This window comes from uncultured Algibacter sp., assembly GCF_947490405.1.
GTDB lineage: Bacteria > Bacteroidota > Bacteroidia > Flavobacteriales > Flavobacteriaceae > Algibacter_B.
This window is the reverse complement of record NZ_CANLGU010000001.1, coordinates 144814-160409: the sequence shown is the minus strand read 5'-3', so window position 1 is coordinate 160409 and position 15596 is coordinate 144814. Positions and strand designations below refer to the sequence as shown.

9 protein-coding genes are annotated in these 15596 nt (G+C 34.4%); 7 read left to right on the top strand and 2 right to left on the bottom strand.

Translation table 11 applies throughout. The features are described 5' to 3' along the window. Positions 1-99 precede the first annotated feature (99 nt). Positions 100-3078: a carbohydrate-binding protein gene (locus tag Q0772_RS00615; protein WP_298338745.1), complete on the top strand. Its 2979-nt coding sequence runs from the start codon at positions 100-102 to the stop codon at positions 3076-3078. A gap of 78 nt (positions 3079-3156) precedes the next feature. Here the strand turns inward: Q0772_RS00615 and Q0772_RS00610 are convergent, their stop codons facing one another. Next, on the bottom strand, positions 3157-4029 hold the full coding sequence (locus Q0772_RS00610) for a hypothetical protein (protein WP_298338743.1): 873 nt from the start codon (positions 4027-4029) through the stop codon (positions 3157-3159). 13 nt (positions 4030-4042) lie between these two features. After that, positions 4043-5296, bottom strand: a complete 1254-nt coding sequence (locus tag Q0772_RS00605) for a hypothetical protein (protein ID WP_298338740.1) — start codon at positions 5294-5296, stop codon at positions 4043-4045. Between the two features lie 249 nt (positions 5297-5545). Here Q0772_RS00605 and Q0772_RS00600 point away from each other — a divergent pair, with 249 nt between their 5' ends. The 6 genes from Q0772_RS00600 to rhaM all read left to right on the top strand — a co-directional run bounded on the left by Q0772_RS00600 (position 5546) and on the right by rhaM (position 15480). Beyond that, the gene (locus Q0772_RS00600; RefSeq protein ID WP_298338737.1) at positions 5546-8590 is read left to right on the top strand and encodes a TonB-dependent receptor; all 3045 of its coding nucleotides are present in this window, start codon (positions 5546-5548) and stop codon (positions 8588-8590) included. Positions 8591-8600: 10 nt separating this feature from the next. Continuing rightward, positions 8601-10181: a RagB/SusD family nutrient uptake outer membrane protein gene (locus tag Q0772_RS00595; protein ID WP_298338734.1), complete on the top strand. Its 1581-nt coding sequence runs from the start codon at positions 8601-8603 to the stop codon at positions 10179-10181. Positions 10182-10318: 137 nt separating this feature from the next. Further along, positions 10319-11710: a cellulase family glycosylhydrolase gene (locus tag Q0772_RS00590; RefSeq protein WP_298338731.1), complete on the top strand. Its 1392-nt coding sequence runs from the start codon at positions 10319-10321 to the stop codon at positions 11708-11710. A 27-nt stretch (positions 11711-11737) separates the two neighbouring features. Beyond that, positions 11738-13912 carry a beta-xylosidase gene (locus Q0772_RS00585; RefSeq protein ID WP_298338728.1) on the top strand — a complete coding sequence of 725 codons (2175 nt, stop codon included), beginning with the start codon at positions 11738-11740 and terminating at the stop codon, positions 13910-13912. A gap of 293 nt (positions 13913-14205) precedes the next feature. Beyond that, positions 14206-15045, top strand: coding sequence for a T9SS type A sorting domain-containing protein (locus Q0772_RS00580; RefSeq protein WP_298338725.1), 840 nt, complete (start codon positions 14206-14208; stop codon positions 15043-15045). Between the two features lie 120 nt (positions 15046-15165). Further along, positions 15166-15480: an L-rhamnose mutarotase gene (gene rhaM, locus Q0772_RS00575; RefSeq protein ID WP_298338721.1), complete on the top strand. Its 315-nt coding sequence runs from the start codon at positions 15166-15168 to the stop codon at positions 15478-15480. The last annotated feature ends 116 nt before the right edge of the window (positions 15481-15596 follow it).

The window sequence follows — 15596 nt, the reverse complement described above, 5'->3', positions numbered from 1 at the left end:
ATAACGGTTAATCAACTGTTTATCGAATTTAGCCTCGAAACCAGTACAGTAAAGGACGCTTTTTAGCAGAAAAATAAATAGTTTTAATAAAAAGTGGAAATGGAAAACAGTAATATTCGCAAAAGCCAATTTTATAAAGCAATATTTCTAGCAAGTTTAACCTTTATATTCAGCTTAAAATCTTTCAGTCAGGACTATCCTTTTACATTGCCCAATTCAATAACAGCATCTTTAAATGTGGATACTGATAGTACCGAACCTTTCAATAATAAGTTAATTGGCTATAATATTCAAGGCTTTGATACCCAACTTCAAAAAGATTTTATAAACCTTGTAGATCCAGTAACTATTCGTTTTCCACATGGGGTGTGGGCCAATTTTTACGAATGGGAAACTGATGGTTATCAAGACGATGCCTACGATAATCGAGACCATGAAGAAGCATTACAAACTTTCGTTTGTTGTATAAATGGTGAAATTGATGGTATTGCCGATTTAAATACACAAAAAAAGAATAGAACAGCAGGAGAGGGTTACGATATGATGTGGACTTACTCCATCAATTTTGATGACGGAGCCAGTAGTGTAGCGAGAGCACAAAAAGATATTGGCTTAGGTTTAGAGGTAAAAGCCATAGAATTAGGAAACGAACATTTTTGGCGCGGACAACGTAATTTGAGAACAGAAACGCCCGAAATGTATTTAGCCGCAGCTTCCGGAGTGTCTAGTGCATTAAAAGCAGAATTTCCAGATATTAAATTGTCTTTGCCCTTAAGTTGGAGAAATGGTATTGACAGTTCAATAGATCATACAAGCTATAATAATACCATTATCGGAGATGGAAGTTTTTTTGATGCTATATCGTTACATAAATATATGGGAGCCGATCCTGATCAAGCAGCAGATAGTAATACTGCATATGGCCTATTGTTAACAGCAAAATTAGAACTAGAAGGTTCTGCAAACTGGGTAAGGAGCTTTGCACCAGGAAAACCTATTTGGTTAACAGAATGGGGTGTATCTGCTGGTAGTAATGTTCATGGTGGCGCCTGTTTAGGTATGGCAGATGTATTTATGTTTATGGCAGAAAACCAAGATATTTATGAACGTGCTAACTGGTTTATCTTTAATCGTGTTTTAAATGCCATGGTGGTGGTTGGGAGTAATAGAGAGCCTGTTTACCCATTACAAAAAAGGGGCTATTTATCTACTTACGAAATTATTCAAGATGTATTTAGAGATGCTACCCTGTTGAATGGTACAGTAACGTCTTCTGCACAATTAACAGTTTCTAGAGGTTCTGTAAACGCAGTAAATGCCAGAGCAACAACTAATGAATTTGGGGAAACTAAAGTGGTAGCCGTAAACCTTACAGACAAGCCTGTAACCTTCGAATTAAAATTTGATAATGTGTTGTATTCCAGAAGCTTTAAGCACGAAGCTCTAGTTTTTGATAATTTAGGTGTTGTAGATCCTATAGATTATTTTACGGACCCGTTGCAATTGGTTAAGGAAGGAACTGGTACAATTACATTACCGCCACTATCGGTAAGTAAAATTTCAGAAATCTATTTTGACGAATCCATTCACCTTATTGCCGGCACTATCGAAGCCGAAGATTATAAAGACGGAGGTGAAGGCGTTGGCTTTTCAGATACAACTGCCGACAATACATTGAGTCCAGGCATTGATACCGATGGAGTAGATGTGGGGACGGACGGCGGTATCACTTACGTTGGCGATACCCAAAATGACGAATGGTTAAAATATGATGTCAATGTTTTAAACACGGATGATTACGATTTTGAGTTTGTTTACGCTTCTGCAACAGCTGGTGCTTTGGTGAGTATAGAGATCGACGATGTTGTGGTTTTTGATAACTTTTCATTGCCACAAACGGCCAGTGCCACCGATTTTCAGACCGCTACAAAATTAACGGTTCCTTTAACGAAAGGGCTTCACGAGTTGAAACTCAATGTGCAGAACGGGGGTTTCAATCTAGATAAAATCAATGTGCTAGCGGTTCCAATTTTAGTTGCACCAATGTTTGTAACGCCGAATGATTTGGACAATATTGAACCTGGAAATGTTATTGAGGTTGAGGCTTCTACAACCAGCGCACCCGAGAACATTGCCAGTATGGAACTTTTTGTAAATGACGTTTTGGTACGTGGTGTTGCCTCGGCGCCGTTCACATGGGGATATTCTGGACAAAATGATTCGCTTCTTGAGAATGTTTCCGAAGGCACCTATAATTTAAAACTAGTTTTAACAGATGATAGAGGCAGAACAAAGGAAAGCACAATTACAGTGACAAGCACAGATTATCCAACAAGGCCGTTTTCAGGAACAGCCCATATGGTTCCCGGGGTTATACAAACTGAAGATTACGATTTAGGAGGTTCAGGATTGGCGTTTTTTGATTCTTCTGTGGGGAATTCTGGGGGCGTCTATCGTACAGAAGTAGGTGATGATGTTGATATTACAGTAGGAGGTACGGGATTTGTAATAACAGGGCTTAGTGGTAACGAATATACAAGATATACCATAAACGTCACAGAAAGCGGACGCTACGAAATGTTGGTAAATTATGCCACCTTTTCCAGTAATTCAAAACCTTTTCAGGCCTACCTGTTGCCAAAAGATTTGTCAACATCTGAATTATTGTTTTCTGCTCCAAATGGCTCAACTACTGATGGGATAAGAAAAATTAACGGAGGTGGTGATTTTCAGGATTATGCCTCAGATGAATTTGATTTGGAAAGCGGTCTTTGGGTTTTGGAATTAAAAATTCCAAATGGTGGGTCTGGACCTCGTTATGACTATGTTACACTTAATAGAATTGGAAACTTAAGTGTTGATGAATTTACACTTCAAAATGATTTTAAGGTATATCCAGTACCAAGTAGAGATGGAATATTTCATTTAAGCAAATCTAAAACATGGGAAATCTATTCTTTATTGGGAAGAAAAATGTCTAAAGGAAAAGGAGATATAGTGGATATTTCTAAACATTCAAAAGGGATTTATATTTTAAAAACAGAACAAGGTGTTGTAAAACGTTTGATATATAACTAGGATATTATAAAATCAATAAAAAAAGGATAACAAGCTAGCTTGTTATCCTTTTTTTATTGATTCATAGAAAAGTAATACTTATTTTTTCTTTTTTTTAGAAAGCTCAGTATTATTGTTTACATAGTTTTCTAATAGTGTTTTTACAACCTCAAGACTACCTGCTCTCAAACCATTGTTCACGTTAGCGCCAGTTATCCAATATAGTACCATACCAGCATCAGAGCAGTCCCATTTGCCTTTTTGAAAGGTAACGATATTATCTATTTCAGCAATATTACCAATAGTCCAAATTAATCGTATTCTTGGGTCTGTGTGGTTTTTCGCCCAATCCCATTTTTCGTGGTCTAATTTTAAATTTATATTCTGGTCAGGTATACGTACTTCTTCAATACCAAAATCAAGAATTTGTTTCCAAGTGTAAAAATCGCCAGCGTTATCATTGGCAGGATGATGTGTTACTACTTTAACATATTTATGCTTTTCTTTTTGGGTTTTTTGTAACGCCATACCAATAATATCAGGCTCTCCAGCTTCAATAATCCACAAAGGGCTCTCAGCAGTTGAAGCATTTATAGCCCAAGCCAAATCATTTATGGTTTCTTCTTTTTGCCATATGGCATCAAAGAACGTAAGTTGGTGAAAACCACCCCAGCGTCTTGCTGTCATATCGCAAGCAACTTGCATTAAGTGGTGGCGCTCTTTTTCAGCTTTTTCAGAAATGCGATCATCTCTTACTAAATCACAACTATGTGAGTAGTGTACTAATCTATCTTCCAGACCAGCTGCTCTTAAAAGCGCAATAGAAATAGCTGTACCTCCTAAATCATCAGGGTCAGGAGAGTTTCCGTCGGCTACTATGGCAATTCTACCTTTAGGTGCTTTTATGGCTGTTTGTGAAAATACTGAAGAAATAGTTAAAGAACCAAATATTATAATTAATAATTTATTCATGATTTTTATTGTTTTATTTTTCAAATGTAAAAGTAGAAGGAGAATCTTGTATTTTTTTTCCTTGCCCAACAGGAGTAAAAACTATACCAGCCCAACGTCCACGAGTCCATTCTTCTCCATCACTACCTATTTTTGCTTTAACTGTTATTTTGTCTCCCTTGTTTAGGTTTATATTCTTCCAAAGAGCATTAAATTTTTTGCCTTCTTCCCATAATCTTTTACTAAGCGGAGGGTTATAGGTGCCAATTTCATTACTATTAATTAATAAACTAAATGTTGATCTGCCATCATTTTCTCCTACTCCAACAAAAACAATATCATAATTGCCACTTTCAAAATTAAAAGTCGTACTTGTTGTAGCTTCTTTGTGTGTATTTGGGTTTATGGCTAACCAATTTTTTCCATTTTTATAAAAATCTGTGCCATCAATAGGGAATTCTTGAGCAGCTATATGGCTGTTTCCTTTTAAAGATTTAGAAATACTTATAAAATATGAATCTTGAGGCTTAGCAGTTTCAGCTACTGGAAATGGTTTAGGTAATTTTCCTTTTACTAGGATTGGTTTTGGACCTTTTTTAACTGGTACGTAATTAATATTATTGGTTAAAATAAATTTATCAAACTCAAAACCATCTTCTCGCATACTAAATTGTATATTGTGGGTTCCAGTTTTATCAATATCTAAGTAGATAGCATTAGGGATACCACAGTGTTCTTTTTTAGTTCGCTGTTTGCTTTCCCAGGTCCAATTTCCTTTACCATCACACCATTGCATACGTTGTCCGCTTTCAGGCCAAGTATTGTTCAAGCCAACGTGAATGCCATTGTCTTCTGTTCCTGTACTTTTTGCACGAACCCAAACATAATAACGTCCAGAGTTATTAAATTTCACCTTGTAATTCAATATTGCTATTTCACCAGGTTTGTCAGAGAAATTTTCTCCTCGTATTAATTTATCGGAATGGGTTACTCGGGTATCGGGTAATATTTCAATATAAGCATTATTACTTGCTTCGTAACAATGTTGGGTATCGTCATCACGTCCTACATTGGCAATTTTATTTTTAGTAGTCAGATACCACTGTCTTAAATTATTTTTGCTTTGTTTGGTAAAATGTTCAGCTTCAATAGCAATAATACCATTTTTTTCCTCAAAAATAGCTCGTTTGTTAATTGTAGGTTTTTCAAGGTTAAATGATTGTGCATTTAGTATTGAATGGTGGATTCCAATAGTAGAGAACAACATTAAAAATAATTTTAGTTTCATAAAAAAGTATACTGTAAATTAATAATTAGTTGAAAATAACACTTAAATAATTTAGAAAATAAAATTAGTATTAGTGGCTCGTTTTTCTGACCTGTGCTATCCTGTAATCGGTTATTACAATAAAATAGTTACTCTTGAAGAATTATGATTAAATAACAAAAAGCAGCACAGAACATAACAGGTAGTACAGGATACTCAATAAGTATTTAAGAAATAATTTAGATTTCATTAACAACAAACTAAAATTTTATGAAACTAAAAACTATGCAAAATGGAACGTCCCATTTTAAGAAAATTAGGATGTTTGCTTTTATGCTATTCTCTTGTATTGCAATGTCTTATGCTCAAACTGTCACAGGGACAGTTACAGCAGATGGCCAACCGCTTCCTGGAGCAACCGTAATTATTAAAGGGACAACAACTGGAACAAGTACAGATTTTGATGGTAACTTTTCAATTAATGCAGATGCTTCTAGTACACTTGAGTTCTCTTACGTGGGATATTCTACAAAAGAAGTTGTAGTTGGAAACCAAACAACAATCAATGTAACTTTAGAGCAAGATAATGCACTAGATGAAGTAGTCGTTATCGGTTATGGTACACAACGAAAGTCTGATTTAACAGGTTCAGTGGCATCTGTAAGTTCTGAAGATATAACTGCAATACCTGTAGCAAGGGTAGATCAGGCACTACAAGGTAGAGCATCTGGTGTTCAAGTGACACAAACTAGTGGTGCGCCTGGTGCAGGAACAGTTATTAGAGTAAGAGGTGGTAACTCCATTACGGGTAGTAATGAGCCTCTTTGGGTTATTGATGGTATTGTTGTAGGTACTAATTTTAACTTGAACAATATTAATAGTAATGATATTAAATCCATTGAAATATTAAAAGATGCATCCTCTATCGCTATTTATGGTTCTAGAGGAGCAAATGGTGTAGTATTAGTTACTACAAAAAATGGTGCTGGTGCAGGAACTGGAAAACCTCAGGTGAGTTTAAATCTTTACACAAGTTCACAAATATTGCCAGAATTGCCAGATAGATTATCTCAAAGAGAGCAAATAGAATTTACAAACGAAAGTGCTCGTTTTAGATCCGCTGCTGAGCCATTTCCTAATGATCCATCTACTTATCCAGACAACGATTGGGTTGATTTAGTATTAGGAACAGCTCCAATTTACAATGCAGATGTGTCTGTTTCTGGAGCTTCAGATAATGTTAACTACTATACCTCATTAAATTATTTTAATCAAGAAGGTATAGTAAAGAGTTCTGGTATTGAAAAATATATTTTTAGAGCAAATTTAGATCTTAAATTAAGTGATAAAGTAAAAACAGGATTCAGAATAAATTATTCTAGATTAGAGCAAGATAATGCTTTGGCGAGTTTTAGTCAAGCAGCCTTTGGCATACTTAGAACGCAGCCTGTTCGTAATGAGGATGGCTCTTTTAATGGATTTAATGATGTTGTAGGTTCGCCATTTTCAAACCCACTTGCAAATATAGCATTAAACACAAACGAAACATTTGCAAATAATTTATTAGCAACGGTTTATTTGGAGTGGAATCCAGCACCAAAGTGGACAATACGTTCTACATTTAGTCCAGAGTTTAACAATACAAAACAAAATATATTTAGATCTAGTCAAGCACCAGACTTACTTTCGGTTGGAGATACTGGACAAGGAAGTGCTAGTGTACGTACAGTTAATAGTAATGGATGGAATAATGAAAACACCATTCAATACCAATCAGATTTTGGAGAAGATCATAGTGTTACCGCACTTGCAGGTGCTTCTTTTCAAAAAGTATCTACAGAGACAGCCGAGGCTGAGGCTTTTGGTATTACTAGTGATGCTACAGGATTTAATAACTTAGGTAATTCAGATCCTACAAGATCTGTTGTGAGTAGTAACTTTACTGGATTTCAAATCGCATCTTTTTTTGGAAGAATAAATTATTCTTACAAAGATAAATATTTGTTAACTTTAGTAGGTAGAACAGATGGTAGTTCCCGTTTTACTGAAGGTAATAAATATGCATTTTTCCCTTCAATAGCAGGAGCTTGGAAAATATCTGAAGAAAATTTTATGCAAGATCAAGATGTGTTTCAAGATTTAAAATTGAGAGCGAGTTGGGGTAAATCAGGTAACCAAGCCATTGATCCTTATAGCACTTTTGGTATTTATACAGGAGCAAACACAACACTTAATGGCGTAGAAGTACCAGGTTTAACTTTAGGTAGGCCTGCAAACCCTGATTTACAGTGGGAGACTACGAGTTCCTTTGATATTGCTATAGAAGCATCTTTATTTGGAGGTAGATTATTTACAGAGTTTAACTATTATTATAAGAAAACAGAAGACTTATTATTAGATGTAACTATTCCAAGACAAACTGGTTTTAACAGTCAAATACAGAATATTGGAGCTTTACAAAATCAAGGTTGGGAACTTCTTATTAATTCTACTAATGTAAGTACCTCAAATTTTAATTGGAATTCTACCGTAACGTTATCCGCAAATAAAAATGAAATATTGGATCTTGGTGGTAAGCAATCTCAAGATATTGTAGTAGATCCTATCATAGGATCAGGTAATACGCGTTTAATTGTGGGAGAGTCAGTTCCTGTTTATACAGGTGTTAGATACTTAGGCACTTGGAAAAGTCAAGCAGAAATTGATGCTTCAGGTAGAACAGATCCACAAGTTGTAGGAGGACCTATATTTGAGGATTTGAATGGAGATGGTATTGCTTCTACAGAAGATAATGTAGTTTTGGGTAGTCCATTACCAGATTTAATTTTTGGTATTGAAAACTCATTTTCATACAAAAATTGGGATTTTTCTTTCTACTTTCAAGGTACTCAAGGAAATGAAGTGTACAATTTATCAATGAGAAATAATTACTTTAACCGTGGAGAGACTGTAAAATTTGGAGATTTACGTAACCGCTGGATAGAGGGGGTAAATGAAACTTCAAATATTCCTAGAGCTGGTGCAGATTCTGTAACAAACACACCAAGTAACTCAGAGTATGTTGAGGATGGATCACATATACGTCTTAAAACGGTAAGATTAGCTTATAATTTTCCTGTTGATAAAATGGGGTTAAATGGTATAAAAAATGCAACCGTTTATTTTTCAGGAACTAATTTATTATTGTTTTCTAAAACGAGATTAATAGATCCTGAAGCTAGTAATTTTGGACGTAGTAATATAGCACAAGGGTATCTTAGTGCTCAGTATCCAAACCCAAGAGTTTTAACACTTGGTCTAAATGTAACTTTTTAAAAAAAATAATATGAGAACAAAAAATTTAATTTTATATGTCTTTATGGTTTTCGCATGTTTTAGTTGTGAAAGCTTTTTAGAAGAAGACCCAAAAGCACTTATTTCTCCAGAAACCTTTTTTGCTTCTGAAAATGATGCAAGACAAGCGGTTCAAGGGATGTACGCTATTTTAAAGAACAACTCCATTTATGGGCAAGTAGGACTAGATCATTTTTATGATAATGGGTGCGATATTATTGAACCAAACCGTTCAGCAAACTTTGTAGAACCTATTGGGAATTACTCAATGAATGAAGCCTTAGCAGATGTTTCTGTACAAAAAATGAGTGTTTCAGATACTTGGAAAGACCTTTATAGAACCATATTAAATGCTAATGTAATTATAGAAAGAGTAACGGATAATGAAGCAGTGGGGACTCAGGAAGTACGAACTGATATCATTGCTGATGCAAGATTTATTAGAGGTTTATGTTATTGGCATATTACAAACCTTTGGGGAGATGCGCCTTATTATACCGAGGTACTTACCCTTGAAGAAATTAGTTCGTTAGGACGAGCTCCCGAAGCAACAATTATTGAAGGTACTTTAGAAGACTTACAGTTTGCACAAGACAATTTGCAAGACGCTTACACAGGAGATCAAAGTGGTAGAGCATCAAAATGGGCTGCAGCTATTGTTATGGCTAAAATTTACATGAAGCAACAACAATGGCAACAAGGTTTAGATAAGTGTTTAGAAATCATAAACCAATCGTCTCACAGATTATTGGATTCTTATAATGAGGTATTCGATCAATTTAATGAATATAATGATGAAATTATATGGTCATTAGATTTTGCTAGAGATATTAATAGTCAATTTGATCCAGCATTTCCAGGTAGATCGTTCGCTGGTAATAATAACTGGCGTCCAAGTATGTTCAACCCACGCTTAAGAGATGAACCTGCTAATACAGATGAAAGAGATGCACTAGCTGATGCACTAGCAGCTAGGGGAGAAGCTTTCAATGGTACTGGATTACAAGTAGCTTCTAAAGATTTTGCTGAGAAGTTCCCAATGAATGATTTAAGAAGAGAGCTAAACATAGTAGATAACTATTTAGGGTTTCAGTTGAATTTTCCTTACATGGCAAAATTCTGGAATTTAGAATTAGATAGATCTCCAAGATTTAATCACTCAGATAACAGAATGGTATTTCGTTTAGCAGATGTGCATTTAATGGCTGCAGAATGTGAGAACGAGCGCCCTGGTGGAAATCCTGATACTGCTTTTGAATACATAAGAGAAGTAAGAGAGCGTGCTTTTGCAACTGTTGCTGAAGCTGAGGCTATTTTAGGTCTAAGTCAACAAGAGTTTAGAGAAGCCATCTATGACGAACGTAAATGGGAATTAGCAGCGGAAGCTCATAGAAGATATGATTTAATTAGATGGGGAATTTTATTGGACGTAGTTCAAGATTTAGAATTTCGTTTCTGGAATCCAGCTGATAATATCAGACCATGGCATGTAAAATTACCAATTCCTTTGCAGGAGTTAGATAATAATCCAGCATTATTAGAATCTGACCCAACGAATAATGGATATAGATAATTAGTAGTTAGTTTATTTATTAGTTTTAATAAGCCGAAAAAAATTTTTTTTCGGCTTATTTTGTTACAGTACATTACAGGATACTCTGGCAAATACTATTTTGTAAATTCGTTCATTCATTTTTTAAATATTAACTCATGACTAGAATAATTTTCGTGTTCTTATTTTTTTATTCGATGCATACATCGTCCCAAATAAAGCATGGACTAAGGGATGAACAAGAACGTCATATCATCCCAAGAGGATTTGTTGTAAATACTAATGACCATGCAGGTGAAGTGTTTTTTGATTCCGATGATTATGCTAGAATGGTTAGAATGGGCGCTAATACTCAAGTTATTAGGTTGGAGTTAGGCAGATTAAGTGATTTTCCAGGAGGAGAGTTAGAACCAAACTACCTTAAAAAACTAGACACTTTAGTAGCTTTAGGCAAAAACCATGGTATAAAAACAGTTTTTAAAATGACAGTTTATGGTGTGGATAGGTTTGTTTGGAAAGAGTTTTGGCAAAATAAGAAGAATGAATATGAAATATACATTGATGCTTGGAAAGTCATCTGGAATCGATATTCCAATGTGTCTTCTGTTTTAGGTTATGATGTTGTTAATGAACCTAGAAAGCTAACCATGGATATTTCTTATGAAAATTTAACAAATAAATACCTTATACCTTTATATCAAAAAATAATTGATGAAAGTCAAAAAATAAATGAAGATAAAATGATATTGTTTCAATCTATTTTCATGAATAAAGGAGAGAAAATAGATAATAATCAATACTCAGAAATTACAAAGCCAATTAACAGAAAAAATATCATTTTTGCACCGCATATATACCAAAATGATATAAGCTTTATAAAGCGTAATATGGATCGATTTGATAAGGAATCTGATATGTTAAAAGCTCCAATTTTAATTGGAGAATGGGGTTTTCCAACATTTGCAACAACCGATACTATAATAGAGGGCAATTTAGGGCAATTAAAGTATAGAGAGCTTTATATACGAACTGCTGAGGTTTTCGATAAGATGGGTGTAGGTTCTATAAAAGCTTGGTTTTTAGGAAATAGGACCATGCAACATTTTTTATCAGGCGGACCATCTACTTGGTCAATTTTTAGCGATAGTACAGATGCGGGAACTGTTGAAAGAAAATATATTACGGACGTTATATCCAGACCATTTCCTCAAACCATTGCAGGGGATATTCAATCCTTTTTGTTTAATCATGCAACTAGAAGTTTAGATGTTAAAATAAAACCAGATAATAGCAAAGGCGCATCAAAAATATTTATTGGCGCAAATAGACATTATCCTGATGGTTTTTCGATATTAATAGGTCAAGAATCAGTTTTGTATTATAATCCTTTAAAAAATGTAGGACTTGAAGTTTATAAATTGTCTACTGGAATGGATCCTACAGATTTTATTTGGGATTCCAATACTCAAAAATTAATAGTATTAAAATGGCCCAAAACTGAAGGAGCAATTAATATAAAAGTAGTTCCTGGATTGCGAAATTTTGATTAAAATAAATTAAATATTAAGTAAAAGTTTATGAAGAAATTATTAGTTGTTGGGCTTGTTGTAGCCTCATTATTTAGCTGTAAATCAGAAAATAAAACTGATAAGATTATTAGTAAAAAGGATTCTGAAATTGCATCAAAAGTAAATGACCTCATAAGCCAAATGACTTTAGATGAAAAAATAGCAGAATTAACACAAGACGCTCCTGCAAACGAGCGTTTAGGTATTCCTTTAATGAAATACGGGGAAGCATTACATGGTTTATGGCTTGTGCTTGACTATTACGGTAATACAACTGTTTATCCGCAAGCGGTGGCATGTGCCTCAACCTGGGAACCAGAACTTATTAAAAAAATGGCGTCTCAAACAGCACTTGAAGCAAGAGCTTTAGGGGTTACACACTGTTATTCACCTAATTTAGATGTTTATGCAGGAGATGCGCGTTATGGCCGTGTTGAAGAATCGTATGGAGAAGACCCTTATTTAGTATCGAGAATGGGGGTTGCGTTCATAGAGGGGTTACAAGGTACAGGTGATGAGCAATTTGATGAAAACCATGTTATCGCTACAGCTAAACATTTTGTGGGATACCCAGAAAACCGTCGTGGTATAAACGGTGGTTTTAGCGATATGTCTGAACGTCGTTTACGTGAGGTTTACTTGCCATCGTTTGAGGCAGCAGTAAAAGAAGCCCAAGTAGGTTCTGTTATGCCAGGGCATCAAGATTTTAACGGTGTGCCATGTCATATGAATACTTGGTTGTTAAAGGATATTTTAAGAGACGAGCTAGGTTTTGATGGTTTTATTGTTTCAGATAATAATGATGTAGGCCGATTAGAAACTATGCATTTTATTCCTGAAACAAGAACTAAAGCGGCTATTTTAGGATTAAAAGCGGGTGTTGATATGGATTTGGTGATTGGGAAGCATGTGAAGTTAGCAACGTATCACAGTAATATTTTAAAAGACACGGTAACTCAAGACGCATCGTTAATGCCATATATAGATAAAGCTACATCGCGTATTTTGACTGCAAAATATAAGTTAGGATTATTTGATACTGAGCCAAAAGAAATTGATGAAGCTACAGTAAATGCAGGTCGTGAAGAACACCGTGAGTTTGCATTAGAGGTTGCCGAAAAATCTATTATCATGTTAAAAAATGATAATAGCCTCTTACCAATTAATTTGTCAAAAATAAAATCTTTAGCAGTTATTGGGCCTAATGCTCATGAAGAAAAACCTAAGAAAGGAACATATAAATTATTGGGTGGCTATTCAGGATTACCGCCATATTATGTTTCAGTTTTGGATGGTTTAAAGAAAAAAGTAGGAGACAACGTAAAAATAAATTATGCTAAAGGCTGTGATATTGATAGTTTTTCAAAAGAAGGGTTTCCTGCGGCTATTTCTGCTGCAAAAAAATCAGATGCTGTTGTTCTAGTAGTGGGAAGTTCTCATATAACCTGTGGTGAAGGTGGAGATCGTTCTGATCTTGATTTGTATGGTGTTCAAAACGAATTAGTAAAGGCAATTCATAAAACAGGAAAACCAGTCATTGTTGTTTTAATTAATGGCCGACCATTAAGTATAAATTATATCGCAGAAAACATACCATCTGTACTTGAAACTTGGTATGGTGGCATGAGAACTGGTGATGCTGTTGCCAATGTGATTTTTGGAGACGTTAATCCAGCAGGTAAATTAACAATGTCTTTTCCCCGCTCAGTTGGGCAAGTTCCTGTTACGTATCTAGAGCGCCCTGATTTTATTGGGTCAGGAAAAGGAAAGTACCGATTTAATGATAAGTCACCATTATTCCCTTTTGGTTATGGATTAAGTTATACTACATTTAAGTACGGTGAGCCTAAATTAGCCAATGCGTCAATTTCTAAAGATGGGTCTACAACTGTTTCAGTTGAAGTTACTAATACTGGAGAAAGGGCAGGAGATGAGATAGTACAAATGTACGTTAGAGACGATTATGCATCAGTAGGTCGTTATCTAAAATTATTAAAAGGTTTTAAACGTATAACGCTACAACCAGGAGAAACCAAAACGGTGACGTTTAAATTAGGTTTTGATGAATTGAATATTTTAAATGTTGAAATGAATAAAGTAGTTGAACCGGGCTCATTTACTATTTCTATCGGAAAATCTTCTAAAGATACAGACTTGCAAAAAGTGAGTCTTTCAGTTAAATAATAATTCTACCATAAAATTTATAATAGAGATTATTACAACAACTTCTTTTTAAGATAATAAGAAATGCATCCTTACTTTATAATAAATATTAAGAGAAATAATTTAGTAAGTATAATTCGCATAAAAATTTTTATATGAGGAAAATCAAACATTTCAACGTATTTTAAGTTAAAAGCAGGGAAGTGCAGGATACTCTGTTTGCTTATTTAATTTATTTTTAGCATATTAAAAACTAAAATCTCTCATTTTTATAATAATAAGGTGAGAATAACATTAATTAAAACTAAATATTTATGAAAAACATTACTTTAAAATTATTTGCATTTATTGCAATCGCATTATGTTCATTAAATTTGCAAGCTCAGGCTTTTCCAGCTGATGTTACTTTAAGAGAAGGCACTTGGTTAATAAAGGTTCAAGGTCAGGACTTATATCTTACTCTTCCAGATATGGATCCTCCTGTTTTTGGTGATTGGACACAAGATGTAACATATGAGCCACTAAACACTACAAAACCTGAATTACAGATGTGGACAACGTCTCAAGCTCCATCAAATGCGAGTCATTTTTACATCACTTCTGCGATTGCTGGTAGAGGAGTGCTTATTCCATTAGATACTGATAATGTTGCTTCAGAATTAGGAGTGGATGGTAATGTCGCTGGTGATCCTAATTTATTAGATGTTTGGAATCCTACAAGAGGTGCTGGAACTCAGTTGTTTAATGAAAATGATAGAGATGCGTCTTTTGCATGGTCAACTTTATCTGCGAAGAGAAGGGTTCAAAATACAAATTCTGGTGGTGCGGCTCTTGCTGCAGGCGAACAAGTTAAATTTAGTGGAGGAAGTCCTTTAGCTTTCGATTGGGTATCTGCTTCACTAAGTAGTAAGGATTTTGATACAAGTTCTATATTTATATCAAACCCTGTTCAAAATGAACTTTCTATAAGTGGATTGTCTTCAAAAGTTAGTCAAGTTTCTATTTACTCATTATTAGGTAAAGAAGTTTCAACAAGAAGCTTGAACGGAGAGTCATCATTAAAGTTAGATGTTAGTACTCTAGCAAGTGGAATTTATATTTTGGATTTTAAAGGAACCAACTTAAATTTCTCAAAAAAGATTATTAAACAATAGTGTAGTGCTTTAAAAGGCTACAAAAACGCTTTAAAAACCATTCTGCTTTTCTAGCAGAATGGTTTTTTTATGTTTATAAATTCTATAATATTAAAATTTTATACAAAAAATTAGGAATATATGCAGCGATTAGCATTTAAAATGAAATTAAACAAAGGCCAAAAAGATGCCTACAAAAAGCGTCATGACCAATTATGGCCTGAATTAAAGAAACTACTTAAGGACAGTGGTTTAAGTGAGTATTCTATTTTTTATGATGAAGAAACAAGCACGCTTTTTGCTTTTCAGAAGGTTTCAGGTAATAGTAGTTCACAGGATTTAGCAGATAATCCCATAGTAAAAAAATGGTGGGATTTTATGGCAGATATTATGGAAGTAAACCTTGACAACTCGCCAGTTTCAATACCTTTAGAAGAAGTTTTCTATTTAGAATGATTATGTTTATATAGAGATGTACATAATAGTGCAGGATACTTTTTAGCAATAACATGAGTATATTTGTTTAGGTAGATTAAATTGAAAATAGTCTAGTTAAAAAAAAGAAAAAAAGC